Origin of the sequence: Mycobacterium paraintracellulare (assembly GCF_000276825.1) — a bacterium.
Classification (GTDB): Bacteria; Actinomycetota; Actinomycetes; order Mycobacteriales; family Mycobacteriaceae; genus Mycobacterium; species Mycobacterium intracellulare.
Genome location: NC_016948.1, coordinates 723,931 through 750,650, shown reverse-complemented (window position 1 = coordinate 750,650; position 26,720 = coordinate 723,931). Strand labels below are relative to the sequence as shown.

At 67.2% G+C, this 26,720-nt stretch carries 26 protein-coding genes; 8 read left to right on the top strand and 18 right to left on the bottom strand.

The window, feature by feature from the left end; all coding sequences use genetic code 11:
* Nucleotides 1-11: 11 nt before the first annotated feature.
* A complete protein-coding gene (locus OCQ_RS03750) occupies nucleotides 12-1,553 on the top strand; it encodes a multicopper oxidase family protein (protein ID WP_232065647.1) in 1,542 nt (513 codons plus the stop codon).
* A gap of 4 nt (nucleotides 1,554-1,557) precedes the next feature.
* Here the strand turns inward: OCQ_RS03750 and OCQ_RS03745 are convergent, their stop codons facing one another.
* From OCQ_RS03745 to OCQ_RS03710, 8 genes are read right to left on the bottom strand one after another with little or no spacing between them, the layout of a single operon-like run.
* The gene (locus OCQ_RS03745) at nucleotides 1,558-2,379 is read right to left on the bottom strand and encodes an alpha/beta fold hydrolase (protein ID WP_014941295.1); all 822 of its coding nucleotides are present in this window, start codon (nucleotides 2,377-2,379) and stop codon (nucleotides 1,558-1,560) included.
* A complete protein-coding gene (locus tag OCQ_RS03740) occupies nucleotides 2,379-3,371 on the bottom strand; it encodes a cyclase family protein (RefSeq protein ID WP_036458223.1) in 993 nt (330 codons plus the stop codon). The genes OCQ_RS03745 and OCQ_RS03740 overlap by 1 nt, the downstream gene beginning before the upstream one ends.
* Nucleotides 3,359-4,186 (bottom strand): coniferyl-alcohol dehydrogenase, encoded by an 828-nt coding sequence (locus tag OCQ_RS03735; RefSeq protein ID WP_139826525.1) that lies wholly within the window; start codon nucleotides 4,184-4,186, stop codon nucleotides 3,359-3,361. The genes OCQ_RS03740 and OCQ_RS03735 overlap by 13 nt, the downstream gene beginning before the upstream one ends.
* 33 nt (nucleotides 4,187-4,219) lie before the next feature.
* A complete protein-coding gene (locus tag OCQ_RS03730; protein ID WP_014383834.1) occupies nucleotides 4,220-5,524 on the bottom strand; it encodes an LLM class flavin-dependent oxidoreductase in 1,305 nt (434 codons plus the stop codon).
* Nucleotides 5,525-5,526: 2 nt separating this feature from the next.
* Nucleotides 5,527-7,254 (bottom strand): FAD-binding protein, encoded by a 1,728-nt coding sequence (locus OCQ_RS03725; RefSeq protein WP_014383833.1) that lies wholly within the window; start codon nucleotides 7,252-7,254, stop codon nucleotides 5,527-5,529.
* 8 nt (nucleotides 7,255-7,262) lie between these two features.
* Complete coding sequence (locus tag OCQ_RS03720) at nucleotides 7,263-8,180, bottom strand: 3-carboxyethylcatechol 2,3-dioxygenase (protein WP_008253611.1); 918 nt, start codon at nucleotides 8,178-8,180, stop codon at nucleotides 7,263-7,265.
* On the bottom strand, nucleotides 8,128-9,852 hold the full coding sequence (locus OCQ_RS03715) for a bifunctional 3-(3-hydroxy-phenyl)propionate/3-hydroxycinnamic acid hydroxylase (RefSeq protein ID WP_008253610.1): 1,725 nt from the start codon (nucleotides 9,850-9,852) through the stop codon (nucleotides 8,128-8,130). The genes OCQ_RS03720 and OCQ_RS03715 overlap by 53 nt, the downstream gene beginning before the upstream one ends.
* Nucleotides 9,852-10,715: an alpha/beta fold hydrolase gene (locus OCQ_RS03710; RefSeq protein ID WP_008253609.1), complete on the bottom strand. Its 864-nt coding sequence runs from the start codon at nucleotides 10,713-10,715 to the stop codon at nucleotides 9,852-9,854. Before OCQ_RS03710 ends, OCQ_RS03715 begins: the two co-directional genes overlap by 1 nt.
* Nucleotides 10,716-10,841: 126 nt before the next feature.
* On the opposite strand from OCQ_RS03710, the gene OCQ_RS03705 reads away from it, so the two are divergent.
* Together OCQ_RS03705 and OCQ_RS03700 are read left to right on the top strand one after the other, a co-directional pair.
* The gene (locus OCQ_RS03705) at nucleotides 10,842-11,519 is read left to right on the top strand and encodes an IclR family transcriptional regulator (protein ID WP_008253608.1); all 678 of its coding nucleotides are present in this window, start codon (nucleotides 10,842-10,844) and stop codon (nucleotides 11,517-11,519) included.
* Nucleotides 11,520-11,545: 26 nt separating this feature from the next.
* The gene (locus OCQ_RS03700; protein WP_008253607.1) at nucleotides 11,546-13,162 is read left to right on the top strand and encodes an FAD-dependent oxidoreductase; all 1,617 of its coding nucleotides are present in this window, start codon (nucleotides 11,546-11,548) and stop codon (nucleotides 13,160-13,162) included.
* Between the two features lie 72 nt (nucleotides 13,163-13,234).
* On the opposite strand, the gene OCQ_RS25775 is transcribed toward OCQ_RS03700, so the two are convergent.
* The gene (locus OCQ_RS25775; RefSeq protein ID WP_014710968.1) at nucleotides 13,235-13,990 is read right to left on the bottom strand and encodes a CTP synthase C-terminal region-related (seleno)protein; all 756 of its coding nucleotides are present in this window, start codon (nucleotides 13,988-13,990) and stop codon (nucleotides 13,235-13,237) included.
* A 136-nt stretch (nucleotides 13,991-14,126) separates the two neighbouring features.
* Here OCQ_RS25775 and OCQ_RS03695 point away from each other — a divergent pair, with 136 nt between their 5' ends.
* Nucleotides 14,127-14,870: a class I SAM-dependent methyltransferase gene (locus tag OCQ_RS03695; RefSeq protein ID WP_014383831.1), complete on the top strand. Its 744-nt coding sequence runs from the start codon at nucleotides 14,127-14,129 to the stop codon at nucleotides 14,868-14,870.
* A 133-nt stretch (nucleotides 14,871-15,003) separates the two neighbouring features.
* On the opposite strand, the gene OCQ_RS03690 is transcribed toward OCQ_RS03695, so the two are convergent.
* Entirely contained in the window at nucleotides 15,004-16,224 is a 1,221-nt protein-coding gene (locus tag OCQ_RS03690) for a sensor histidine kinase (protein WP_014383830.1), read from the bottom strand.
* A 113-nt stretch (nucleotides 16,225-16,337) separates the two neighbouring features.
* On the opposite strand from OCQ_RS03690, the gene OCQ_RS03685 reads away from it, so the two are divergent.
* Nucleotides 16,338-16,991 carry a response regulator gene (locus OCQ_RS03685; protein ID WP_009954400.1) on the top strand — a complete coding sequence of 218 codons (654 nt, stop codon included), beginning with the start codon at nucleotides 16,338-16,340 and terminating at the stop codon, nucleotides 16,989-16,991.
* On the opposite strand, the gene OCQ_RS03680 is transcribed toward OCQ_RS03685, so the two are convergent.
* The 4 genes from OCQ_RS03680 to OCQ_RS03665 all read right to left on the bottom strand — a co-directional run bounded on the left by OCQ_RS03680 (nucleotide 16,984) and on the right by OCQ_RS03665 (nucleotide 20,681).
* On the bottom strand, nucleotides 16,984-17,880 hold the full coding sequence (locus tag OCQ_RS03680; RefSeq protein ID WP_014941291.1) for a thiamine pyrophosphate-dependent enzyme: 897 nt from the start codon (nucleotides 17,878-17,880) through the stop codon (nucleotides 16,984-16,986). The two genes, OCQ_RS03685 and OCQ_RS03680, sit on opposite strands and share 8 nt — an antisense overlap.
* Nucleotides 17,881-18,012: 132 nt before the next feature.
* Complete coding sequence (gene meaB / locus OCQ_RS03675; RefSeq protein ID WP_008253597.1) at nucleotides 18,013-18,900, bottom strand: methylmalonyl Co-A mutase-associated GTPase MeaB; 888 nt, start codon at nucleotides 18,898-18,900, stop codon at nucleotides 18,013-18,015.
* 7 nt (nucleotides 18,901-18,907) lie between these two features.
* Nucleotides 18,908-20,047, bottom strand: coding sequence for a thiolase family protein (locus OCQ_RS03670; protein WP_008253595.1), 1,140 nt, complete (start codon nucleotides 20,045-20,047; stop codon nucleotides 18,908-18,910).
* 115 nt (nucleotides 20,048-20,162) lie between these two features.
* Nucleotides 20,163-20,681: a phenolic acid decarboxylase gene (locus OCQ_RS03665; protein WP_008253587.1), complete on the bottom strand. Its 519-nt coding sequence runs from the start codon at nucleotides 20,679-20,681 to the stop codon at nucleotides 20,163-20,165.
* Nucleotides 20,682-20,840: 159 nt separating this feature from the next.
* Between OCQ_RS03665 and OCQ_RS03660 the strand changes: the two genes are divergently transcribed.
* Nucleotides 20,841-21,707, top strand: coding sequence for a proline iminopeptidase-family hydrolase (locus tag OCQ_RS03660; protein WP_009954402.1), 867 nt, complete (start codon nucleotides 20,841-20,843; stop codon nucleotides 21,705-21,707).
* A 21-nt stretch (nucleotides 21,708-21,728) separates the two neighbouring features.
* Here the strand turns inward: OCQ_RS03660 and OCQ_RS03655 are convergent, their stop codons facing one another.
* The 4 genes from OCQ_RS03655 to OCQ_RS03640 all read right to left on the bottom strand — a co-directional run bounded on the left by OCQ_RS03655 (nucleotide 21,729) and on the right by OCQ_RS03640 (nucleotide 25,921).
* Entirely contained in the window at nucleotides 21,729-22,499 is a 771-nt protein-coding gene (locus tag OCQ_RS03655; protein WP_008253578.1) for an enoyl-CoA hydratase/isomerase family protein, read from the bottom strand.
* A gap of 63 nt (nucleotides 22,500-22,562) precedes the next feature.
* Nucleotides 22,563-23,645, bottom strand: coding sequence for an acyl-CoA dehydrogenase family protein (locus OCQ_RS03650; protein ID WP_008253577.1), 1,083 nt, complete (start codon nucleotides 23,643-23,645; stop codon nucleotides 22,563-22,565).
* Nucleotides 23,632-24,537 (bottom strand): acyl-CoA dehydrogenase family protein, encoded by a 906-nt coding sequence (locus tag OCQ_RS03645; RefSeq protein WP_008253576.1) that lies wholly within the window; start codon nucleotides 24,535-24,537, stop codon nucleotides 23,632-23,634. Before OCQ_RS03645 ends, OCQ_RS03650 begins: the two co-directional genes overlap by 14 nt.
* A complete protein-coding gene (locus tag OCQ_RS03640) occupies nucleotides 24,515-25,921 on the bottom strand; it encodes a class I adenylate-forming enzyme family protein (protein ID WP_008253575.1) in 1,407 nt (468 codons plus the stop codon). The genes OCQ_RS03645 and OCQ_RS03640 overlap by 23 nt, the downstream gene beginning before the upstream one ends.
* A gap of 125 nt (nucleotides 25,922-26,046) precedes the next feature.
* Here OCQ_RS03640 and OCQ_RS03635 point away from each other — a divergent pair, with 125 nt between their 5' ends.
* Nucleotides 26,047-26,385, top strand: coding sequence for a 2Fe-2S iron-sulfur cluster-binding protein (locus OCQ_RS03635; protein WP_014379137.1), 339 nt, complete (start codon nucleotides 26,047-26,049; stop codon nucleotides 26,383-26,385).
* Between the two features lie 18 nt (nucleotides 26,386-26,403).
* Complete coding sequence (locus OCQ_RS03630) at nucleotides 26,404-26,718, top strand: DUF4286 family protein (protein ID WP_008253567.1); 315 nt, start codon at nucleotides 26,404-26,406, stop codon at nucleotides 26,716-26,718.
* Nucleotides 26,719-26,720 lie beyond the last annotated feature (2 nt).

The window sequence follows — 26,720 nt, the reverse complement described above, 5'->3', positions numbered from 1 at the left end:
GGCGCGGTTTCATGGCCGCGGGCATCGCCGGCGGGTTGGCGCTGACGGCGTGCAGCCAAACCAAACCCGAGCCGTCGGGCAGTGCCAGGATGGCCGCCGCCGTCGATGCGGCCGAGGCCGCCCGGCCGCACAGCGGCCGGACCGTCACCGCCACCCTGACGTCCCAGCAGGTGCAGATCGACCTGGGCGGACCGGTCGTCCGCACGCTGGCCTTCGGCGATTCCATCCCCGGTCCGGTGCTCCGCGCCAGCATCGGTGACCAAGTCGTGGTGACGGTGAAAAACCGGCTCGATCATCCGACGTCGGTGCATTGGCACGGTATCGCCGTGCGCAACGACATGGACGGCGCCGAGCCCGCCACGCCCAACATCGCGGCCGGCCACGACTTCACTTACCGGTTCTCCGTGCCCAACTCGGGCACCTACTGGGCACATCCGCACACCGGCCTGGACGAGGACACCGGGCTGTACCTGCCGGTCATCGTCGACGACCCGACCGAGGGCAACTACGACGCCGAATGGATTGTCGTCCTCGACGATTGGACCGACGGCGTCGGCAAGAGCCCCCAGCAGCTCTACGGCGATCTGAGCAACCCGAACAAGTCGCCCATGCCCGCCACATCCGAGACGACCCCGACCACCACGCCGGCGAGCGAAGCGAGTACGACCGAGACCAGCCCGACGACTTCGACGAGCCCGGCGCCCGGCGGGCCCGGGCCCACGGCGGGAAGTGCCGGCAGCAGCGACCTCCTCGGTGGCGACGCCGGAGACATCACCTACCCCCACTACCTGATCAACGGCCGAATTCCCGCCTCCCCCATGACGTTCAACGCGAAGGCTGGCCAGCGGATACGGATCCGCTTCATCAACGCCGCCTCCGACACCACCTTCCGGGTCGCGCTGGCCGGCCATTCGATGACGGTGACCCACACCGACGGCTACCCCGTGGTGCCCGCTGCGGTCGACGCCCTGCTCATCGGCATGGCCGAACGCTACGACGTCCTGGTGACCGCCGCGGACGGTGTCTTCCCACTGGTCGCCGTCGCGGAGGGCAAAAACGGCCTGGCGCGGGCATTGCTGGCCACGGGGGCGGGCAGCGCGCCCGACCCGCAACTGCAGCCCGGCGAACTCACCAAGCGCGTGGGCACCGTCGAAATGTTCACCGCCACAACACCGGTCAACCTTGGGCGCCCCGACCCGAACCTCAATCTCCCGGTCGTGCTGGGCGGCAACATGATGCAGTACAACTGGACGATCAACGGGCAGCCCTTCGGCAAGACGAGCCCGCTGCGCGTGCAACAGGGCCAGCGGCCCACCATCACCTTCGACAACACCACGACGATGTATCACCCGATTCACCTGCACGGGCACACGTTCCAGGTGATCAAGCCCGACGGCAGCCCGGGCGCCCGCAAGGACACCGTCATCGTGCTGCCCAAACAGAAGCTCGCCGCCGTTCTCGTTGCCGATAACCCCGGCACGTGGCTGATGCACTGCCACAACACCTATCACCAGGTCGCCGGGATGGAGACGCGCCTGGACTACGTCTTCTGACGATTCAGAGGCTGCCCAAGAATTCGGTCAGCAACCGGTTGACCACCGACGATTGCTCGATCTGCGGGCAGTGCCCGGCGTCGTCGACCACCACCGAACGGGCTCCGTCGATCTGCTTGGCGATCTGGGCCGCCCAGCCGCTGGGCAGGAGCTTGTCGTCGCCGCCCTCGACGACAAGCGTTGGCACGCCGATGCGTTCGTAGGCCCGCGCGCTGGACGGGGCGGAGGACGGCGTGGCGCCGGGGCGGCGGAACCTGGCCGCGGCGATGGCCTCCCATGCCCCCGGCGCGGTGCTCGACTCGTGACGGCGCCGCACGTAGTCCTCGTCGTCGGCATAGGCGGGGTCGGAAAACAGGGCTTCGACGATGCGGCGCATGGCCGGCAACGTGGCGTCATAGTTCTGCAGCGCCTCGAAATGCTGGTTCTGCTGGATTTCGCCGCCGCCGCAGATGATCACCAGGCTCCGGACCGGCAGCAGCGGCGTCTCCGACGTGCTGTCGGTGAGCAGGTTGATGGCGCCCATCGAATTGCCGACGAAGTGCGCCGAGCCGACGCCGAGCAATTCGCAAAACCGGGCGACGTGCCGGATCCGCATGCCGCGCCCGTCGACGAAGTCGATCACCTTGGCCGAACTTCCGTACCCCAGCATGTCCGGGGCCAGCACCCGGTAGCGTGCGGCGAGCGCGGAAATGTTGCGTTCCCAACCGAGTTCGGCACTCGCGCCGAACTCACCGCCGTGCAGGAGCACCACCGGCTCGCCCTCGCCGGCTTCCAGGTAACCGGTGGAAAGGCCGTCCACCGACAAGGTTTTGCGCTGAACGTCCATCATTTGATCGCGATCGGGTTGACCGGCGATCCCACTGCCCCAACGACTCTCAGCGGCGGGGCGATGAGCTGGAATTCGTAGACGCCATCGGCTGCGCAGTCCTCGGCCAGCGCGGTGAGATCCCAGTACTCGCCGAACATCATTCCCATGTCGCGCAGGCAGAGCAGATGCAGGGGCAGGAACACGCCCTCTACTCCCGAGACCAGGTCCTCGACCTGGAGGTTGTCGGCCGCGACCGCGGCGGCCTCGTGGTCGTGCAGCCACGAGGCGCAACTCCAGTCCAGTCCGGAGAAGGGTTCGGTCTTGTCCCCGGTCTGCGCGAACCTCGTCCACCAGCCGGTCCGGATCAGCACGATGTCACCGCGTTCGATCCGCACGCCCTGCGCGCGAGCGGCATCGTCTAATTCTTCGGGTGTGATCGGATTCCCCTGCTCGAGAAAGACTTCCGCATTCCGGTGGCGGACCATATCCAGCAGCACGCCTCGCGAAGTAATGCCCTTGCCGTCGACCTTGTCGATTCCGCAATGCACGGCGCCCATGCTGGTCACCGAATCCGCTCGGAAGCCGTTGTAGAGCTGCTCGTCGTAGTAGACGTGCGACAGCGCGTCCCACTGACTTGCCGCCTGTAGCGGCATGATGATCAGGTCGTCGTTGAAGCGGAACGGATTGTCATCACCCAGGTAACTGCTGAGCTGTTGGGCTATTGGGTTGCTCGCCCACCCCGGTCCGTACCGGGCAAGCGTCTTCGCGTCTCCGCCATCGATGGTCATGATATGGACCGGGTTGTGCCGATATTCGAAGGCGCCCTGCGGGCCCGACGCACCGAAGTCCACCCCGAGAGGAAAGACCCTGCCGCGCCGGACCAGGCTTGCGGCCTGGGCGATCTTTTCCTCGGTGATGAAGTTCAGCGTGCCAAGCTCGTCATCGTCACCCCAGCGGCCCCAGTTGCTGACATCGCGCGCAGCCCGGCGAAAGTCGGTCACACTGGCCACGAAGCACGCCCTTCCTCGAGTTCACGAGCTATCGCGGCGCCCACGTTTCCGCCGTCTACCCACACAACCTGACCCGAAATATAACTGGCCGCACGGCTATTCAGGAAGAGCAGCACCGCCGCCTGCTCCGCCGGTTCGGACACGCGTCCCAGCGGCTTGGGGATGTCGTCGAGGAAGCCCTGCCCGTATGCCGTACGAAGCTGGTCCAGGATCGGTGTCTCGGTGACCCCCGGCCCGGTGCAGTTGATACGGATCCCCCTGCCGCCCAGCGGCGTGGCGCTGCGCATGGTGTACAGGATGATGGCTTCCTTGGACAGTTGGTAGCCGTTGCCCAGCGCTTCGCGATGTCGATCGCACCAGTCGATCCCCTCCTGCATGGTCGCCGTGTCGAGCAACGGCGCCACCTCGCGCAGGTGCTCACGATAGGCGGCCGCCGCGAGCGAGGACACGCTGACGATGGACGATCCCGCGGTCATCTTCGGGATGAGCGCCTCGGTGAGATGGCGTAACCCCAAGAAGTTGATCGTGACGATCAACGGCGGGTTGCCCACACCCGAGGAGACCCCGGCGATGTTGAACAGCGCGTCGACCGGCCCGTCGATGGATGCCACCGCGCGATCGATCGACGCGGGACCGGCCAGGTCGATCTCGTGGAAACCGCCGATCCCGAAGTCGGGCCGGCGCTTATCCAGCCCGACGACGTCGGCCCCCAGATCGGTGAGCTGACGCACCACGTATTCCCCGATGCCCGAGGCGCATCCGGTCACCACCGCCCGGCGGCCGTCGTAGCGCCACAGCTCGTCGATTGCTCCCAAGGCTCGCCCCGACATCTTGGTATTGCTCAGGCTCTACTTCTTCTGCTGGTCCTTCGCCCGCTGCGCCGCCTGCACCCGGCCTTCGTTGATCTCCGCCATGGCTTCGGGGATCTCGCTGGCGGTGAACTTACCGCCGCGGCCGGTGGGCAGTCCACCGAACGAGTAATCCTCATCGAACTGCGGTGCGGTCGATTTCGGCCGACGCGCCTCCACCTTTTCGATGACGGGCTCGAGCCGCTTCGCCTTTTCCGCCACGGCCTTCGCGTCGCGCTCGATGAATTCCGGGAGCACCTCCTTGCCCATCAACTCGATGGATTCCATGGTGCCCTCGTGGCTGCGCGGGTTCAGCAGCAGGATGATTTCGTCGACGCCGCTTTCTTCGTAGCCGCGCAGGAATTCGCGCACCGTGGCGGGGGACCCGATCGCGCCGCGGCCCGGCCCGTACGCCAGCGTCGGATCCTTGTCGACCTCTTCGAGATACCGCTGCCACACTCCGGTCCGCCCGGGTGTGTGCACCCCGGTCATGTAGTAGTGCATGATGCCGAACGAGAAGAACCCGCCGCCCTGCCCGAGCCGCTGCAGCGCCTGCTCGTCGGTCTTGGCCACCATCATCGACAGGTCACCGCCGATGGCGAGGATGTTCGGGTTGATCCGCGGGGTGACCGGGACGCCGTTCTCTTCGAACTCCTTGTAGTAGCCGTTGACCCGCTCGGTCAGCGGGCCGGGCCCGGTGTAGGCGAAACTCAAGGCGCCGATGGCCTTTTGGGCCGCCATCTGCACGCTGGCGGGGCGTGTGCAGGCGACCCAGACCGGCGGATGCGGCTTTTGCAGCGGCTTGGGCACGACGTTGCGCGCCGGCATCTGGACGTGCTCGCCGTGGAAGCCGGTGAACGGCTCCTCGATCATGCACCGGATCGAGACCTCGAGGGCCTCCTCCCACTGAGCGCGCTTGTCGGCGGGGTCGATGTTGAATCCGCCGAGTTCGCCGACCGACGACGATTCCCCGGTGCCGAACTCGACGCGGCCGTTGGAGAGCAGGTCGAGGGTGGCGATGCGTTCGGCGACCCGGGCGGGGTGGTTGACCACGGGCGGCAGGTGCATGATGCCGAAGCCGAGGCGAATGTTCCTGGTGCGCTGGCTGGCCGCGGCCAAGAAGATCTCCGGTGCCGTCGAGTGGCAGTACTCCTCGAGGAAGTGGTGTTCGGTGAGCCACACGGTGGAGAAGCCCGCCTTGTCGGCGGCCTCGACCTCGTCGAGGCAGTCCTGCATCATGATGTGCTCGTCGTCGGGCGCCCACGGCCGCGGCAGGGCGAATTCGTAGAACAGCGAGATTTTCATTGCTACCTCCTATGAGTATTAACGGCTCGATTGGCTGCTTGTGCCGCAACGTGTTTCGCCGCGACATAGCCGAAGGTCATCGCGGGGCCGATGGTCGCGCCGGCGCCGGCATAGCTGCGGCCCATCACCGGCGCAGAGGTGTTGCCCACCGCGTAGAGCCCGGGCACCACGCTGTCATCGGCCCGCAGGACGCGGGCGTGCTCGTCGGTGCGCAGGCCGCCGGAAGTCCCTAGGTCCCCGAGTACGATCCGGAACGCGTAGTACGGCGGATCGCCCAGCGGATGCAAGTTCGGGTTGGGCAACGTGTGATCGCCGTAGTAGTTGTCGTACACGCTGTCGCCGCGGTTGAAGTCGTCGTCGTGGCCGTTGCGTGCGAGTTCGTTGAAGCGCCCGGCGGTTTCGGCGAGCTGGACCGCGGGCACGCCGATCTTGGCCGCCATTTCTTCCCACGTCATGGCCTGCTTCACCACACCCGATTCCAGCCAGGCCGGAGGAATCTTGCGCCCGGTCGGTACGGGGGCGAATGGGATCTTCGGTATCGGCAGGTGTCCGCCGACGACGTAGCGGTTGAACGACCGGTGGTCGGTGATGAGCCAGCACGGGATGTGGGTGACGCCGGATCTCTGCCCCTCGATCATGGCGTGGCCGAAATCCATGTACGGGGCCGCTTCGTTGATGAACCGTTTGCCGGCGCCGTTGACGATGAACTGCGCGGGCATCATCCGTTCGTTGAGCATGAATTGCATGCGGCCGTCCGGCCATTGGATCGCAGGGAACCACCAGGCTTCGTCGAGCAGGTCCGTGGCGGCGCCGACCTTTTGCGCCGCGCGGATACCGTCGCCCATCGCCGCCGGGTTGCCGAAGCTCCAGTCCCGGTCCACCTCGGGCAGCAGCTCCTTGCGCCAGCCGAGGTCGTGGTCGAACCCACCCGACGCCAGGATCACACCCAGCCGCGCGCCGATCCGCTTTGACTTGCCGCCGGTTTCCACCACCGCGCCGGTCACCGCTCCGTCGGCGTCGGTGAGCAGCTCGACCATCGGGGATTCCAGCCACAGCGGGATGCCGCGTTCCCTCAGCGCCAGCCGGAGCCGGGCCGCCAGTGACTGCCCGATCGCGGCCATCCGCTCGCCGAACACCCTGGCCCTCACCATCCTCGCGATCAGCTTGAGCAACACGGCTTTGCCGGCCCAGGATTGGCGGATCCTGTAAAAGGTGCGCAACTCCTTGGGGCCCAACCAGATTCCTCTGGGCGCCAGCGCCAGCGGCTGGAGCAGCCGCTGCTCGTCGTCGCCCAGCTTGCGCAGGTCGATGGGCGGCACGTTGATGGTGCTGCCGAGTTCGGAGCCGCCGGGGAGCTCGGGGTAGTAGTCGGCATACCCGGGCTTCCAGACGAATTCGAACCAGCCGGACAGCCGCTCCAGGAATTGGAGCATCTGCGGTGCCGTCTCGACGTATTGGCGAATGCGCGCCTCGCTGACCAGGCCGTCGGTGATCAGCTTGAGATACCCCACCACGCCCTCGGGCTCGGGCGCGTAGCCCTCCCGGCGCTGGGCGGGCGCGCCCGGAACCCAGATGCCGCCGCCGGACAACGCGGTCGAACCCCCGAAGTGCGAGGACTTTTCGACCACCAGGGTGTCGAGTCCGGAGGCCTCGGCGGTCAGGGCCGCCGTCATGCCTCCCCCGCCCGACCCGACGATGAGTACGTCGACAACGTGATCGAAATCGTCCACTGCGTCCGTCATTTCGGAAGTGCCGTTCTGATGGCGAAACCGGCGATCAGCTCGGGGGCGGGCTTGTAAAAGCGTCCCGTGGTTTCGTAGGGTCCCGCGGCCTCCAGCGCCGCGAAAGCCGCTACCCAGGTGCGGATTTCCTGCGCGGAGCTGCCGCCCTCATGGGCCACGAACGCGTTCGACCACTGATCCAGTTCGCTGAGCCATCCGCCGTCGATGATCTCCAGGAATCGGTGGTCCCACGCCGGGTTGAGGGGTTGCAGGTCACTGTCGCCGGCGGCGAAGCTCTTGGCCGCATCGACGACGGCCGCCTGCCGTGCCTGGCGCTGCTCGGAGGTCATCGGTCGCCCGTGCACGATGCGCTCCAGCACGGGTGGGCCCGCGGTGGCCAGCGTCGGCACGGGCGGACTGTGGGAGAGCCCACCCGAGCCCAGCACCAGGACGCGCTTGTCCAGGGTGGCGAGATAGCCACCGACGGCGGCGCCGAGCGCTCGGCAACGGTGCATCGGGCCCAGCGGCACCCCGATCGCGTTGACGAAGATCGGGATCACGGGACGCGAGATGGCGTCGCCGAACAGCTTTTCGAGCGGCTGGACCGTGCCGTGATCCACGTCCATGCTGGCCGACACCGCGATGTCGACACCCGCGTCGAGGATGGCCCGTGCGCAGTCGCCGGCGAGGTCCTCCGGCACGTCCAGTGGGCCGGCGTGGGTGCCGTAGTCCCCGACTCCGGTGGCGCTCATGCCAATACAGAACGGCGGCATCACCTTGTAGAAGAACCCGTTGTAGTGATCCGGCGAAAAGGTGACGACGAGTTCGGGATCGAAATCCTCGACAAATCCTCGCGCCTCGGCGATCGCGCCCTCGATGTCGTCAAGCAGGTCCCGCGACGGCCCCGGAAGACTCAGGAGCGGGCTGTGCGACATACAGCACAGAGCCAGTGCCACTTTGCAAATCACCCCCTTGCGGCGTCAGGGTCAGCGCGTCAAGGAGCGCGGCGCTCAGGTCGGGAGTGCGCTGAGCGATGCAGGCGCCCGCGATGCATCGGTCGGGGCGCAGGAACAACACCGAATCGGAATGGGTGTCGAACCACGCTTTGAGGTCACCACGCCGATCGCCGACGATCACGACGTCGGGGTCATCGTGCCCGGTCCAGTGCAACTGCGTCACCGGCCGCAGCGCAAAGAAGCGCGCGCCCAGCGCTTTCCAGCTTGCGAAGGCGGCTTCGCCGAGGAGTGTGCGGGGGTTGTTGTTCCAGCACAGCACCGCGAACCAGGTGCCCAGCACGTCGTCGAGCAGCACGTCCTGCCGGTCTCGGGTGTCGACTCGCGGCTGGATGAACAGCGTCCCGACCGGCGAATCACTGCGGCCAGACTCGGCGTGCACGACGGCGCCGTGCTCGTAGCGCGGCATGGGCTTGAACCGCATTTCCAGCACATATCGCTTGAGCGACGGCACGATTGACGCCGACCGCACGAGCAGGTCGCGCGCGCCGGCCACCCGTCGGTTGGTCGGCGAGATCACGCGGCCCACCATGGTGGACAGGTCGATCATCGCGCGCGCATGCTTGCGGCGCTCCACGTCGTAGGTGTCCAGCAGCTTGTCGTCAGCGCGGCCGCTCACCACCGCCGCGAGCTTCCAGCCCAGGTTGGCGGCGTCGCGAATCCCGCTGTTGTAGCCCTGCCCCTGCCACACCGGCATCAAGTGCGCGGCGTCGCCGGCCAGCAGCAGCCGGCCCCGGCGGAAAGCGCCGGCGATCCGCGAGTGGTGCGTGTAGACGCGGCGCCGGATCACGTCGACCCGGTCGGGGTGGGGCACCATCCGGGCCAGCATCTGTTGCAGGAAGGCCGGGTCTTCCGCCTGTTCGTCGGTCTCGTCGGCGTGAATCATGAACTCGAAGCGGCGAATACCGTGGGCGATCGAGATCGAGGCGTACGGGCGCTCGGGGTCGGCGCCGACCTCGCTGTTGGGGTGCCCGAGCGGGTCGTTGGCGATGTCGACCACCAGCCACCGCGTCGAGGACGTCGTCCCGTCGAACGACACCCCCATCACGCGGCGGGTCATGCTGCGACCGCCGTCGCACCCGACGACGTACCGTGCCCGCAGTCTCGTTGTGTCGCCGTTGTTCTCGACGCCGCCGCCGAGCTCGACGGTGACCCCGTCGGCGTCTTCCCGGCAGCCCGCCATCGGGCTGCCCCACCGGACCTGGACGTGGTCGAATCGGTCCAGGCCGGCCAGCAGCTCGGCATCGACGAGCGGTTGCACGAACCCATTTCGCTTCGGCCAACCGAAACGCGCGTCGGGCGGGGCCATTTCGGCAAGCACGCGGCGCTTGGCGTCCATGAAGCGCAGGATCTGGTTGGGCACCGTGTGCGGCAGCACCCGGTCGGCAAGGCCGATCGACTGGAAGGTGCGCAGCGCCTCGTCGTCGAGACCGACCCCGCGCGGGTAGTCGATGAGGGTGTCCCGCTCTTCGACCACCACCGCGCGGATCCCTTGCAGGCCAAGGATGTTGGCCAGAGTCAGCCCGACCGGGCCCGCCCCGACGACGAGGACGTCGGTCTCGGTGTCAGGTGTCTCTTGCCCCGGAGTCGCCATCAGCGACCCAGCAGGAAATCGAGATGCAGGCGGTTGAAGGTCTTGGCGTCCTCGTACTGCGGCCAGTGACCGCATCCGGGCATCACCTCGAAGCGCGCGCCGGGGATCATCGACGCGATGCGCCGGCCTTCGCTGACGTCGGCGGTAGGGTCGTCGCTGGTCCACAGCACCAGCGTCGGGGCGATGATCGAGCCGTACTCGGCCGGACCGAGGATGTTGCGTGCCCGAATCTCGGGATCCTGCAACGCCATGATGTCGCGCATGGCGGAGACGAATCCCGGTTGGCGATAGACGCGTTGGCGGCTGGCGACCAGGTCGTCGTAGTCCTGGGACTTGTCGGCCATCAACCATTTGATCCGCGCCTGCACCGTTTCCCAGGTGGGGTCCTCGGCGGCCGCCATGGACAGGGTGATGATCCGCTGCATCACGGCGGGGTCGGCCTGCGAGCCGCCAGCGGTGTTGAGCACCAGGCGGTCGACCACGTCGGGGTGGTCGACGGCGGCGCGCGCGGCCACCCAGCCGCCCAGGGATTCGCCGCTGATGCACGCCCGATCGACACCGATGGTGCGCAGCACGGCCATCAGGTGCTCGACGTAGTGGTGGACCTCCAGTGGGTGGCCCGGCTTGTCGGTGTAGCCGTGACCCAGCATGTCGATCGACCAGGTCCAGAAATGATCCGCATGGGCGGCCAGGTTGCGCACGTAGGCCTCGGCGTGACCGCCGGATCCGTGCAGCAGAATCAGCACCGGCTTGCCGGGGTCCCCGGCCCGCAGGTAGCGGGTCCGTATTCCTCCGGCGTCGAGGTAGCCCTGCTCAAACGCGACGCCCTGGAGATCGCTCCAGATGCTCTCGAACTCCGCCACGGTCCTGTCCGACCTCCAGATCGGGGAAATCTCGTTCTCGTTTTCGACGTACTTCGTGTGCTAATATCGCACACTAATGTGCGTTATATATAGAGCTTCGCTCTCGCTGGAAGGTCTGTCAAGGCTGTGACTGGTTCCGGTACCGGGTCGCAAACCCTGGCCAGGGGCCTCACCGCCCTGCAGATGGTGGCCGATTCCCCCGCCGGGCTCACCGTGCAGCAGCTCGCCGATCAGGTCGGGGTGCACCGCACGATCGCCTACCGGTTGCTGACGACGCTGGCGGAGTTTCGGCTGGTGGCCAAAGGTGAGGACGGGCGTTACCGCCCCGCGGCCGGTCTCGCCGTGCTGGGCGCGTCGTTCGACCGCAACGTGCGCCAGCTGAGTCTGCCGACGTTGCGCGCGCTGGCCGACGACCTCGGCACGACGGTGTCGTTGCTCATCGCCGAGGGCGACCAGCAGGTGGCGATCGCGGTCATCGTGCCCAGCCACGTCGCCTACCAGCTCTCCTTTCACGAGGGCAGTCGGTACCCGCTCGACCGCGGCGCCGCCGGGATCGCCTTGCTCGCGTGCATGCCCCCGCGCCCGGGCGAGCGGGAGCTGGTGGCGCGGGCGCGCGAGCGCGGATGGGTGACGACCTACGGCGAGATCGAACCGAATACCTACGGGCTGGCCGTGGGGGTGCGCCGCCCGGCGCCGTCCCCACCGACGTGCATCAACCTCATCTCGCACCGAGAAGACGTGGTGATGCGCGGGAAAGACGCGGTCGTCAAAGCCGCCAAGGAGTTGTCGGAGCTACTGAGCTAGCCGTTGAGCTGAAGGGATAGCAGTCCATGTCATGGGACCACGAGATCGACGTCGTCGTGCTCGGCAGTGGCGGCGCGGGGCTCACCGCCGCACTGACCGCGGTCGTGGCGGGCGCGTCGGTGGAGGTTTACGAAAAGGCCGCGACGGTCGGCGGGACCACCGCCGTGTCGGGCGGCATTGTGTGGATCCCCGCCCATAACCGTTCTCCCGACGGCGAATTGACGCCCGCCGACGCGTTGCAATACCTGCGCGCCCAGTCGCTCGGCTCGATGGACGACGAGCTGGTCGAGACGTTCGTGCGCACGGGTCCGGCGATGCTCGACTTCATCGAGGCGCACAGCGGCCTGCAGTTCGAGATCGCGACCGGCTTCCCCGACTATCGGCCGGAGTTGCCGGGCGGACAACCGACGGGCGGCCGATCGCTGAGCGCGGCCCCGTTCGATCTCGCGCAGCTGGGCGAATGGGCAACGCGGATCACGTCTTTCCCGGCCGACTGGTCCAACGTGGGTTTCGATGCCGAGACCAGGGCACGCCTGCACGCGGCGATCGACGAACGGACCGGCCACCTGTGTGTCGCCGGCACGGCGCTGATCGCGGGTCTGCTGAAGGGCCTGCTGGATGCCGGGGTGACCCCCCATACCAATGCGCGGGCCGAGGAACTCATTGCCGACGGTTCAGAGGTGACCGGGGTGCGCGTCGCCCTGCCGGAACGGACGATCAGAGTTCGCGCGCGACGCGGGGTCATCCTGGGCACCGGCGGCTTCGAGTGGGATCCGGCTCTGACACAAGCCTTTCTGCGCGGCCCCATGCACGGCGCGGTCTCTCCACCCAACAACACCGGCGACGGGCTGCGCATGGCCATGGCCCACGGGGCCGACCTGGCCAACATGGGCGAGGCGTGGTGGGTGCCGATCGTCCAGATCCCGGGCGACACCATCGAAGGCAAGCCACGCAGCCGCAGCGTGCGTCTGGAAAGAACGCGACCGCGCAGCATCATCGTCAATTCCGCGGGGCAGCGCTTCGTCAACGAAGCGTGCGACTACAACTCGATGGCCGGCGCGTTCCATTATCTGGATCCTCGCGGCGGGTACGTCAACGATCGCGGATGGATGGTGTTCGACTCGGTTCATCTGCAGCGCTACGGATTTCTTGGTGTGGAGCCGGGACAGCCCGTCCCGGATTGGTTCTGCGAGTCGGCGGACCTGGCCGAGTTGGCCGCCAAGACCGGCATCGACCCCGGTGGATTGGCTCGCACCGTCGAGAGCTGGAACCGTCACGTGGCCGACGGGGAAGACCCCGACTTCGGGCGTGGTTCCAGCGCCTACGACGGCTACTGGGGTGACGACAGCGCGACGACGCAGGCCGGCAAGACGCTGGGACCGATCGACACCGCCCCGTACTACGCGGTGCCGGTGAGCATCGGTGCGATGGGCACCAAGGGTGGCCCGCGCACCGATCACGACGCCCGCGTCCTGCACGTCGGTGGCGAGCCGATACCGGGGCTTTTCGCCGCCGGCAACGCGATGGGCGGAGTGACCGGGCGAGCCTACGGGGGCGCGGGCGGAACACTGAGTCCGGCAATGGTTTTCGGCTACCGTGCGGGTCACGCGGCCGCGACCGGAAAGTCCGTCGACCTTAAATAGCGTTTTGGCGCCGAAAGTGGGCTCTAGGTACGAAAGCCGCCGCGGGTTCGTTCACAAGCCCCACGCTCGGCGTTACTGGGGGATCGCTCGTCGTAGCCCAGCTCGTCGCTGACCATGCTGCGCGGCGCGTTTACGGGCGGCCGCGGACAACAGTTGTGTCACGAGCGGATGAGGTTCCTCGACGGTGGAGCGACTCTGCGGAACGAACAACGTGGCGATGTAGTACGGGTGGTCCGCTAACTCCAGGACGCGAGCTTCCTCGTGGTCGTCGACTCCGGTGACGCGCAATCCGGCTGCTTCCAGCGCTGGTCGATAGGTTTCATTCAATCCGAAGTTGCAATAGTAATTTTCATAAATCCGTCGCTTCCCATAGCACTGCGCAGCCAGTGATCCAGGCTGGAGGTTGACCGGCATGGTTCGGCCCGCCAGGGAACACGTCAATGAAGAGATGAACAACACCGATCCGTACGGATCGTATTCGGCGTGCTCCGCATCTTTGAAGCCGAGGACATTGCGGGCAAATTCAAGAACGATGTGCTGGTATCCGCCACAGGTACCCAACGTTGGCACATGGTTTTCGCGCCCAAAACGTAAAGCAGCAAGGGCTCCGCGCAAACTGCGGTATGGACTACCGGGAGCACACCACAGCGCATCGGCGGCAACGATCGGCCGGAGGTCGGCTTCCAGCGATTCGGTTGCCAGCCATGTAATCGAGGCGTGCAGACCCAGCAATGTCGCTGAGTGGCTTATCGCCCTGTTGGTCGCGATATGAGGACCATAGGAACTGTCGAAGTCGCCAACCACCGTAATGCTTAACGGCTCGGTCATTGGGGCTCTTTCGTTCGAAGGCCCTCCCAGCGTGGCAGCTTGCCTCGCTACACACCAATCCTTTTTGGTACGAGATTCGAAACGTAACTCACAGTGATGCTGGCACAATTGGTCCGACCTGCGTCATTCTGAGCTGATGGTGGCCTACGACCGGATCGGTGCTACCTATCGCAGCACCCGCCGGCCCGACCCGCGGATCGCTTCGCAGGTGCGCGACGCGCTCGCCACGATGGGCACCGTCGTCAACGTCGGGGCGGGAACCGGTTCATACGAGCCGGGCCAGACCGTCGCCGCGATCGAGCCCAGCATGGTGATGATCGCCCAGCGCCCTCCCGGCTCGGCGCAGTGTGTCCAGGCCGTGGCGGAGGCATTGCCCCTGCGGGACAAGTGCGTTGACGCCGCAATGGCGTTGTTGACCGTGCATCATTGGGGCGATCTCTCCGCCGGGATCGCCGAGCTGCGCCGGGTCAGCCGCCACCGAATCGTGATATTCACCTGGGATCAAGCAGTGATCGACGACTTCTGGTTGCTGCGTGAGTATCTGCCCGACGCCGCTCGCATCAATAAGGCGCTGCACGTACCGATTGAACGACTGGTGGAGCTGCTGGGCGGCGCGCAGGTGCACACCGTACCGATACCGCATGACTGCACCGACGGATTCGGCGCCGCCTTTTGGCGCCGGCCCGAGGCCTACCTCGACGCCACCGTCCGCGCCGGCATCTCGATGCTGGCCTACGCCGATGAAGGCGCCTTGGCCGACGGGCTGGGCCGGCTCGCGGCCGACCTGCGCTCGAGACGATGGCAACGACGACACGCGGAACTCCTTGAACAACAACAGCTCGACGCCGGCTACCGCCTGCTCATCAGCGATTGCGGCTAAGGATCAATAGGAGAGCCTCGGCGGTGCTAGCGGCGGCGATAGCGCAAGCCAAACAGATTTCATGCCAACCAGACTGGTGCCCGCGTGACTGGTGTGACCGACGAAGCGGGTCCACCGGATGGCGCGAGCGCCGTCAGTCCTTCAGCGGCACTTCGACGCAGACGTGCGTGCCCACCGGGACATCGAAAAAGACCGTTGCTCCCCCGGCGGCCTCCACCCTGGCGCGGTGTGACGCCAGGCCGATGTGCCCCTCCCCCAGGCGATGCGTGACGGTCTCGGGGCTGAACCCGACGCCGTCGTCGACCACATGCAAAACGCAGGTCCCATCGGTGATCCCGAGCCTGACCGACGCGTTGCGCGCCGCGGAATGTCGCACGACGTTGGACAGCAACTCACGCACCATCGCGAACACCACGGGATCGATGGCATTGCGCGCCGAATAGTCGATGTCCGTGGCGATCTCGATGCCCGAACGCTCGGCGGTGAACTCCGCAAGCTGCTGGACCGCGGCGCCGAGCCCGACCTGCTCGAGAACCGCCGGATGGAGCTCAAACGTGGCCTGCCGCAACCGTTCCGAGGCCTGCTGCAGTCCGGCCGATGCCCGCACGATGCGCTCATCGCCCGGGAATGCGGTATCCAGTTCGTCCAGCTCTTGGCGCACCGCCAGGATGTCTTGCAGCGGTCCGTCGTGAATGAACTCCGAGATCCGGCGCGCCGCCTCGTCCGAGGCGGTCATCGTCTGGGCAAGCAGTTCCTCCCGTAAGGCGCTCAGCCCGGCCACCGAGCGCGTATGCCGCTCCTCGATCCGCACCACCAGGAAGGCCGCGCAGCACAGGAACGCATAGAGCAGGAACCGAAATCCCGCCTCCGGCAATCGGACCGCGCTCGTCATCACCGGATCTTGCAGCACGGCGATCGCGAACCCGAGCATGGAGAAGATGAGCACCACCGCCGCGCGGCGCGAAGAGACATCGAGCCCCAGCAGGACCGGCAACATGGCCATGATCAGCAGCGGGTAGACCCCGTCGGTGGACAGCAGCTGAAAGACCGTCAGCGCGACGATGTCGATGACGGTGAACGCGAACGGCTCCAGTCGCCCGATCGCTACCAATCGGCCCATCCCGATCCATCGCCGGAAAGGCGCGAAGGCCAACGCCGCGGCGCAGGCCGCGACGCAGGCGTACAGGACGATCAGCACGGTTTCTTGCGGCCACTCGTGCCGGTCGGTGCCGATGATCATGGCCGCGACCATCAGTCCCACGACACCGATCCGAAGCACCGAGCCGATTCGATACGAGCGCAATTGATGAATCGTGCGCACCCGTTCCAGTTCCGCGTCACCGGCCCCTGCCACCCGATCACCGTACTCATCAAGGCACGCCGCCTCGGGGCAAACTGAAAAATGACTCATCGGCCGACACAGAAAAGGCGAACGCCGTTGCTTGGCAAACCGCTACACTGTCGGCCATGGTTGGCGCGACTGCCCCCGAAACGGTGCGGGTGGTCGTGGCCGATGACCATCCGCTCTTTCGTGAGGGCGTGGTGCGCGCACTGTCGTCGAGCGGCTCGGTCAACGTCGTCGCCGAGGCGGAAGACGGCTCTGCGGCACTGGAATTGATCAAGGTGCACGAACCCGACGTCGCGCTGCTCGACTACCGGATGCCGGGCATGGACGGCGCGCAAGTGGCGGCGGCAGTGCGAACCCAGGGTTTGGCCACCCGAGTGTTGCTGATCTCGGCGCACGACGAGTCGGCGATCGTGTATCAGGCGCTGCAGCAGGGGGCCGCCGGGTTCGTGCTGAAGGACTCGACGCGCGGCGAGATCGTCAAAGCCGTCCTCGACTGCGCGCAGGGCCGCGACGTCGTGGCCCCCGCACTCGTCGGCGGCCTCGCCGCGGAAATCCGCCAGCGCGCGGAACCGTCGGCGCCCGTGCTGAGTGCGCGAGAGCGCGAGGTGCTCAACCGAATCGCGCGCGGTCAAAGCATCCCGACGATCGCGGGCGAGCTCTACGTGGCCCCGTCGACGGTCAAAACGCATGTGCAGCGCCTCTACGAGAAGCTCGGCGTCAGCGATCGCGCGGCCGCGGTCGCCGAGGCGATGCGACAAGGTCTGCTCAACTAGCCGCCGACCAGGGGTTTGGCGCCCGCTCAGCCTCGGCCCCCACCAACGCTTTTGCGGACGCGATCGCCTCGGCCACCAGGTGGCGGGCGCCGCGTTCCACCTCGTAGAGCCGGTCGGCGTCGACGCCCTCGGCAATCAGCTGCCGTCGCGCAAACACCAGCGGATCCATCGCCACGGGGTGGTTGGTCCGGTAGGTGATCGCCTCGACGAGGGTGGGCCCGCCGCCGGCACTCGCTCGTTGCACCGCTTCGGCGACCGAGGCGCTCACGGCGGCGACGTCCCTGCCGTCGACCGACCGCATGGGCATCCCGTCGGTCTCATAGGCGCGGCGGCGCGCATCGGGCCCGCCACGGATGTTCTCCACGACGAACACCACCGGCAGCCGCCAGGTCACGGCGATCTTTGCGGCCGTGGTGAATTCGACGGAGTGCGCGTCACGACCGCCGACGACACACAGCGTGACCTTGCCTTCGCCGGTCATCCGCTGCGCATTGGCGTCGCCGAGGGCGAACAGGGTCGATTGCCCCAGAACGCTTTCGTTGGCCAGCGCTTGCTTCCAATCGGCAGGGCCGGGTTTGCGCGACGCGCCGCGGGCTTTGCCGATCGTCTCGGCGATGACCGGACCCAGTGGCAGGGCCAGGCCGACGTGCTGGGCGTGCCGGATATGCGGCGCGGTGGCATTGACGATGTCACCGGGGCGAAGCGCCGCAGCCGTGCCGACGGCCACCGCCTCTTGCCCGAATTCCATCCGCACGGCCTCGTCGACCAGGCCGTCGCCGCGTGCCTCTTCCAGCGCCATGTCGAGCAGCCGCAAGACCCACATCCGGCGATACGGCTCCAGCCGGTCGTCGTGCCCAGACACTGTCGGCAGCGCAGCTGTGTGAGTCATGTGCCGGACCTCCTCCGTCTCAAGCGATCTGCTCGACGCTCAACGTAGGACGGTCGCGCGCGGCATACCTCCGCCGATCGGTCCGCAAAGGTGATGAATGCCCGTTCCCCCGATTGGGGGACAAACGGGTCGTCAGTCCGCCTGAGGTGTGCGCGGCGCGAGCAGCCGGTCGGCCGCCGTGTAGGGGTCCTGATCGCCGTCGACGACGGCCTCGGCGAGCCGGTCGAGGTCAGGTTGGGTCCGCAGCCGGGTCTGGGCCAGCGACAGGATCTGTGCACGGGCGCGGGCCAGCCGGCGGGCGCGGCTGTCGGTGCGGCGGTGGTCCTCGATGACGCCCATGAGCTCGTCGATGCCCTCGCCCTTGGCGGCGATCAACGACACGATCGGGGCGCTGGTCTCGGCCCGAAGGTCTCGGACCGTCTGCTTGGCGCCGTCCCGGTCCGCCTTGTTGACCGCCACGATGTCGGCGACCTCCAGCACCCCGGCCTTGGCGGCCTGGACGGCGTCGCCCGCACCGGGATTGAGAATGACGACGGTCGGGTCGGCGACGGCGGCGATCTCGATCTCGGACTGCCCCACCCCGACGGTCTCGAGCAGGACGACGTCGTAGCCGATCGCCCCCACCAGGCGGATGGCCGCCGGAACCGCGGCCGCCAGCCCGCCGAGATGGCCCCGGGTCGCCACCGAGCGGATGAGGACGTCGGAGTCGTTGATATGCGCGGCCATTCGAATGCGATCCCCCAGGAGCGCGCCGCCGCTGAACGGGGACGACGGGTCCACGGCCAGCACCGCCACCCGGCAACCCCGCGCGCGGTAGGCGCCGACCAGGGCGGCGACCGTCGTCGACTTGCCCGCGCCCGGCGGCCCGGTGATGCCGATGACGGGCCCCACGCGCTCGGGCGCGGGGCCGATCGCCGCCAGGACCTCGTCGCGCTGCTCCCCCTCGACGAGGCTGAGCAGCCGTCCCGCCGCGCGGGGAGATCCGTTGCGCGCGCGGTCGATCAGCTCAGCGATGATCATGTACGCATTATGGAGCCGCGACCTCGATCACCGTCGCCGAGCCCATCCCGCCGCCGGCGCACATCGCCGCGACGCCGATCCCGCCGCCGCGGCGGCGCAATTCGTGCACCAGTGTGACGAGCATCCGGGCTCCGGTCGCCGCGACGGGATGCCCCAGCGAGCAGCCACTGCCGCTGACGTTGACCTTTTCGGGGTCAAGGTCGAGGAGCTTGATGGTGGCCACGCACATCGCCGCGAAGGCCTCGTTGATTTCAAACAGGTTCACGTCTGCGACCGAAAGGCCAGCGCGGCCAAGAGCTTTCGGGATCGCCTCGACCGGCGCCAAACCGGTGATCGCCGGGTCGACGCCGACCGACGCCCAGGACCGGATGGTGGCCAGCGCCGGCAGCCCGAGTCGGTCGCTGGCGATCGTCAACGCCGCGGCTCCGTCGTTGGCGCCGCAGGCGTTGCCCGCGGTGATGGAAAAGCCCTCGATTTCGGGGTGCAGCGGCTTGAGCGCGGCCAGCTTCTCCATGCTGGTGTCGCGTCGCGGGTGTTCGTCGACCGAGAACAACCCGTGTGGGGTGTCGATGGGGACGATCTCCTCTTTGAAGCGGCCTTCGTCGATGGCGGCGATGGCGTTGCGGTGCGAGCGCAGCGCCCAGGCGTCCATCTCCTCGCGGGTCACGCCGGCCTTGACGGCGGCGTTCCAGCCGACGGTGATCGACATGTCCATGTTGGGCGCGTCGGGGCGGTCCGGGTGGGTCGGCGGGAACCAGTCGACCCAGTCGCCGTCCACCTGCATCCGGGACCGCGGCGACGTGGATGCCGAGTTCACGCCGCCGGCGATGACGAGTTGGTCCATTCCCGCGCGCACGCTCGCCGCCGCGCTCTGCACGGCCGCCTGGCCCGCCGCGCAGTGGCGATTGTTGGCCAAGCCGGGCACCTGGGTCAGGCCCGCGGTGAGGGCCGCGTGGCGCGCCAGCACACCGCCGCCGTAGAGGCCTTCGCCCAGGATCACGTCGTCGACCTGCGCCGGGTCGAGATCCGCTGCCGCTTCGGTGACGACGTGGTGCGCCAGATCGAACGCGCTGGTGTCGCGCAGGGTCCCCTTGCGGGCCGTGCCGATGGGGGTGCGCAGGGCGGACACGATGACGGCTTCAGGCACGGGTCTTCTCCAGTTCGGCCGGTGGGTGCGCGGCGGTGAAAGCCACGCGCGCAATCACGAGAATACTATTCTCTCAACACGAGAGTACGCGTTGCAACAAGCGGCCGAAGACCGATCAGTTGGTGCGGTCGGACCATCCCGGCGGGAGGCGGTCGGGGCCGGTGTCGATGACGCTCTCGTCGTCGGTTCCGACGTATTCGAACAGGGTGATGTAGGCGAATTCGGGGACTTCGTAGATCGGGTAGGTCGGGCCTTGATCTCGGTAGGCCCGCATCTCATCAAGGTGTTCATTCTGGTAACAGACAGTGCGCTCGCCGTGCACGCGGATCCACTGGGGGAAGAAGATGACGCCGTGGATGCGCCGCTTGGACGGCAGAACGTTGACCGCCACACAGGTTCCGGTGGGTTCGGTCCAGGAGATCTTGAAACTGTCGTCGTCGAGCTGGACGAGGTTGACCTCCTGGCCCTTGACCCAGCGGCCACCGACATGCCCGGAGTGAATGCGGTAGTCGATTGTGGTGGCGTTCTTGACGTACATCTCGTACTGCCATCCGTTGGCGTAGGTGTAGATAAAGCGGTGCCCGACGATTCCCGAAAAGTCTTGCGGTGGAATCGGGTTTGCGACGCTGGTCATTGCCGTTCCTCCTGTGGGTCTCGGCCGTGCTGGCTGCCACGGTGATGATCCTGCCAGGGACGCCGCGCCGCTCATACAGCACAGCAGGCTTACACCGATGCGCCCGCCGGCGTGAGCGGTGGCCCTGCGGAAAGCGCGCAGGTCTGCGATGGTGGATAAATGGCTGAGGGAAGGATCGCGGTCCCGGGCGGCGAAGTGTGGTTCGAACGGACCGGAGGCGGCACGGGTCTGCCGCTGCTCGTCATACACGGCGGCCCCGGCCTACCGCACGGCTACCTGCGGTCGCTGGGGCGCTTGGCCACGCAGCGCGAAGTCATCTTCTGGGATCAGCTGGGTTGCGGGAAATCCAAATGCCCGCCAAACCACAAGCTTTGGACGATGGATCGCTCGGTGGCCGAGGTGGACGCCGTGGTGCGGGCCCTGGGGCTGGATCGTTTCCATCTTTTCGGCAATTCCTGGGGTGGGATGTTGGCCCAGCAATACATGCTCGACGCGACCCCCTCGGGCGTCGCCAGCCTCACCATCTCGAACAGCATCGCGTCCATTCCGGAGTTCGCGAAGATGGTGGCGCGCTTGAAGTCCGAGCTGGATCCGGCCACCCAGGCGGCCATCGACCGGCATGAAGCCGCCGGCACCACCTATGCGCCCGAATACCAGGCCGCGATACGCACCTGGAACGAAACCTACCTGTGCCGGGTGCGACCCTGGCCACGTGAGCTCGAGGACGCGTTCAGAGGCATGGGTGCGGAAATCTTCGAGACGATGTTCGGCCCCAGCGATTTTCACATCGTCGGGACGATCCGGGATTGGGACGTGTTCGAGCGCCTGCCCGAAATCTCCTCGCCCACAATGCTGCTCGCGGGCCGCTACGACGAATGCGTGCCGGAACACATGTTTGCGATGCACCAGCGCATAGCGGGCTCCCGGTTCGAGCTGTTCGAGTCCAGCGCCCACATGCCGTTCATCGAAGAGCCGGACAAGTTCGACGCGGTGATGCGTGACTTCCTGCACCGCCACGACGCCTGAGGCCACCGCGGGCCGACAGCCTCAGTTTTTCTTGGCCGCGTTGAATTTCGCGACGTTGGCCCGGAAGTCCTCGGTGACAAAGGACTGGCTCTCGGCCGACAGCGCGTAGTCCAGGCTGGCCAGCACGGCGCGCTCCAGGTGGATGTTGAGCACCCGCTTGGTGCTCTCCACCGCCTGCTGGGGCAGTTCCAGAATCTTTTTCGCACAGGCGATCGCCTCCGAGACCGGGTCGGCCACCACGTGGTTGGCCAGTCCGAGTTCGACGGCGCGCGGCGCCTTGATGCGGGTTCCGGTCAGCGCGAACTCCTTGGCCAGCAGCAGGCTGATGTGCAGCGGCCAGGTCAGCGGGCCGCCGTCGGCGGCCACCAGGCCCACCTGCACGTGCGGGTCGGCCAGATAGGCGTCCTCGGCGATGTACACGATGTCGCTGAGCGCGACCAGGCTGCAGCCCAGCCCGACGGCGGGGCCATTGACGGCCGCCACCACGGGAATTCGGCACCGTGCCATGCCCAGCACGATCTCGCGCCCGTCCCGGATGGTTTTCGCGCGCAGCTCGGCGTCGTTCGCCAGCTCTTCCAGGTAGGTGAAATCGCCGCCGGCCGAGAATGCCCTGCCGGCGCCGGTGATGACCGCGGCGCGGGCGGTGGGGTCGTCGGTCAACCGCTGCCACAGCCGCGCGAGCCCGACGTGCAGGTTGTCGTTGACCGAGTTGAGCGACTCCGGCCGGTTGAGGGTGATGATGCGCAGCGCGCCGTCGGCCTGGACATCGATTTCGGTAGGCATGTCGTACACGTCAGACTCCTTCGATGATCGTGACCCGCTTCACCCGGGCTTCGCCCGCGTTCGCGATCACTCCTACAATCCCAAGATTCGTGAGGCGATGATGTTCTTCTGTATTTGTGATGTCCCGCCCATGACGCTCTGCGCCCGGCTGTACAGGTAGGCGCTGAGCAGATCGGGATCACGCGTGCCCGCGACGGCCAGGGCGGCGTGCCCGACGGATTGTTCCACCCAGGTCATCAGCAGCTTGTCCAGCGAGCCTTCCGAGCCGTGCGAAACCCCGTCGAGCTGTTCGGACAACCGCCGCCGCACGTGATGGGTCAGCATGTCCGACTGGACCGCGGCCCACGCCAGCTCCTCGGGCACATCACCGTCGTTCCGCGACAACAACTCTCGGACGAGCTTGCCGTAGCGGGCGGCGTATCCCAGTGTGGAGGGCTCGCGTTCGTGCCCGACGACGGTCATGGCCACCGCCCAGCCGTCCCCGGGAGCACCGACCATCCGGTCCGCCGGGACCGTGGCATCGTCGAAGAACACCTGGCCGAATTCGTTGGTCACGCCGTTGATCATCTGCAGCGGGCGCTGTTGCACGCCAGGCTGTTTCATCTCCAGGACGAACGCCGACAGGCCGCGGTGACGCTTGGCCGCGGGATCGGTGCGCGCGAGCAGCAGGCACCAGTCGGCCACGTCGGAATAGCTGGTCCAGATCTTGTGCCCGTTCACCACGTACTTGTCGCCCTCGAGGCGGGCGGTGGTGGTCAGCGAGGCCAGATCCGAACCGGCGCCCGGCTCGCTGAAGCCCTGGCACCACCGCTCGCTGCCGTTGATGATGCCGGGCAGGAAGCGCTTGCGCACCTCGTCGTTGGCGTGCTCGCCGATGCCGTACACCAGATAGCCGACGCTGGGCCGCGGCGGTGCGCCCGCACGCACCAGCTCCTCGTCGACGATGACGTCGTAGACCGGCGCCAGGTCCTGCCCGCCCCACTCGCGGGGCCAGGACAGGCCGAAAAAGCCGTTGTCGTACAGGGCGCGATGCCAGTCGGCCATGCGCGCCCAATACTCGTCCCCGGTGCCGGAGAACTCCTTGGCGTGCGCGGAAAGCCAGGTGCGCAGCCGCTCTCGGAAGGCGGCCTCGTCGGGTGAGTCACGAAAGTCCAAGATCGATCTCCTTCAACGCGACCGGCCACAGCTCGGTCGAGGTCAGGGCGCGGCGCAGGTAGACGTGCGCCACGCATTCCCAGGTGTTGCCGATGCCGCCGTGCACCTGAATGGCCGTCTCACAGACGGTTCGGGTGGCGCGCGCGCAATAGACCTTGGCGATCTGGGCGGCCCGAATGGCTTCGGCGGGTGCCAACTCGTCGACGGCCCACGCGGCGTGGCGCAACACGCTGACCGAACCTTCAATCAGCGCAAGGCTTTCGGCCAGCAGATGCGCGATGGCTTGGTACGACCCGATCTGCTTGCCGTATTGTTCGCGGATCTTGGCGTAGTCGCAGGCGACGGCGTGCGCGCCGCGCGCGACGCCGACCAGGTCCGCCGTCGTCGTGACCAGAGCCAGTGCCCGCCACTGCTCGGCAACCTCAGGGGACACCTCGCCCAGCGCCACCGGCGAACCCACGATCGTCGCCTCGGCCCGCGTGAGGTCGACGCCATCGGTCAACGCCTGCACATCGACGGCCGAGACCGCGCCGCCCGAGAGCGCTAACGCACGCCGCGCGCCGCGAGCGTCGATCACCCGATCGTCGACCGCGACCGTTGTCCCCGAGGCGTCTTCCCCGATGTGACGGCCGAGATCGTCGGCAAGCACCGGGCCGAGAAACGGCGTGTCAACCAGACGACGCCCCAATTCCTCTGCCACGATGGCCACTTCGACGCCCGAGGCCCCATCGGAGCGCAACGAGCGCCAGCCCGTGGACTCGATCTGCTTGTCCAGGCGCGTGATTCGGTTCTGGTCGTCGAGATCCTGGACCGTTGCCGGTCCCAGATCGTCGGCCAGCTTGGCGGCGGCGTCGCGCAATTGCTGTTGTTCAGTTGTCAGACGTACATCCATGGCGCTCCTTCAGCACTCGGCGCAGCACCTTGCCCGAGGGCAGGCGGGGAATTTCAGGCACAAACACCACTCGGCCCAGATGTTTATAGGACGCCAACTTCTCGTCCACCAGGGCGGTCAGCTGGGACGCGTCGACGGGCGCGGACGTCGCGACCGCGGCGACGATCGCCTCGCCGTTGGTTCCGTCGGGAATCCCGAACACCGCACAGTCTTTCACCGCCGGATGACCGTGCAACACCGCCTCGATCTCGGCGGGGGCGACCTGGAAGCCGCGGACTTTGATCATCTCCTTGAGGCGGTCGGAGATCCGCAGCCAGCCGCCGGTATCCAGCCACCCGACGTCTCCGGTCCGATACCAGCCATCCCGGATCGCCTCGCCGGTCGCTTCGGCCGGCAGGTAGCCGGCCATGAGCGACGCCGACCGGGCCTGAATCTCACCGACCTCACCGGGGCCGACCGGCTCGCCCGTCTCCAGCGAGACGACCCGCAGGTCCACACCGGGTACCGCGCGACCGACGGTGTCGAGTCGCGCGTCCTCGATCGGATTACAGGCGATGACAGGCAATTCCGTGGTCCCGTAGGCCGGAAGCCAGCTCACGCCGGTGCGCCGGGTCACGGTCTGCGCGACGTTGGCGTTGACCGGTGTGGCTCCCCACATGATGTAGCGCAGCGACGACAGGTCATAGGATTCCAGGCCAGGGTGCGAGGCGATGGCGAGCGCGATGGGTGCGACCGCCATTTCCACTGTGATGCGGTCACTTTCGATGTGGTGCAGCACCCGGTCGATGTCGAACCGGCGGTGCAGCCGCACGCAGGCGCCCGTCTCCCACGCGGTCAGCAGGTTCAGCAGCCCGAGGATGTGTGACGGTGGCGTGGCAACTTGGATCCGGTCATGGTGCGTCAGTTGCAGCGCGTGGCGCCAGTGCCGCACGGCCTCGTCCAGCGAGGCGTGGGTGTGGCGGACGGCCTTGGGCAGGCCGGTGGTGCCGGAGCTGAACACCAGCGCCGCGTCGGCCTCAGCCGGCGGCGCAGGACCGGTGGCCAGGTCGGCCGGTGGGACGGGCTCGTCCAGGTGCAGCATCGGCATCAGGCCGGCCAGCACGGGGTGGTCGCCGACGGCGTGCGCGGGACCCGTCAGCGCGAGCGCGTGGTCGACCTCGTCGCGTTTCCAGGCCGGGCTGATGAGGACGGCCGTGGCGGCCAGCCGCCAGATCGCGAGCACCACGGCGAGGAACTCCGGCCGGTTGGACGCCATGACCGCGACCCGCTGACCTGCTGTGACGCCGTCTTTCGCCAGGGCCGCGGCCCATCCGTCGGCCAACGCGTGGAGTTCGGGCGCGCTGAATCGCCGTTCCTCGAACACGAGCGCCGCCGGCTCGGTCACGTCCCGTCCTTCCCTGACAGACCGGGCTGACCCGACATCCATACAAGTCTTGAGAAGATGCTATCGCTTCGTGAGAATAGTATTCTCTATACTGAAGAATGCAAGTACGGAAGGGGGCGGTCTACGTGACGGTCACCCGGATCATCGAGGAGACCCCACGGGTGACAGATCCGGCCACAAACGGCTCCGGCGCCGGAACCGTGACGATTCATCTCGACCGCAAAAAGGTCTCGGTGCCCAGGGTGCCGGGCGAGACGCTCCTGGAGACCGCGCGGCGCGCCGGGCTGGAGCCGCCATTCAGTTGCGAGGCCGGCAACTGCGGGACGTGCATGGCCAAGCTCGAAGAGGGGCACGCCACCATGCGGGTCAACGACGCTCTCGAACCCGACGAGGTCGAAGAGGGCTACATTCTGACGTGCCAGGGCGTTCCGGATACGGACTCGATCACGGTGCGCTACGAGTAGCAGCCAGGAGAGATTGCGATGGCCAAGGGCATCATCCTCGTGGAAAGTCGGCCCAGCTCGCCCGACCGGGAAGACGAGTACAACACCTGGTACGACGAGGTGCACCTGGGTGAGCTGGTGGCGCTGGACGGATTCGTCTCGGCACGTCGACTGCGACCCGTCGACGGCGACGGCCCCTACATGGCCATCTACGAGATCGAAGGCGACGATCTGCAGGCAATCCTGGACAACATGATCGCCAACGGGCCGCAGCTGCACATGTCCGACGCCCTGCAGCTGGACCCGCCGCCGATTCCACGACTGCTCGAAACCACCACCGAGTGCAGCGGCTGACC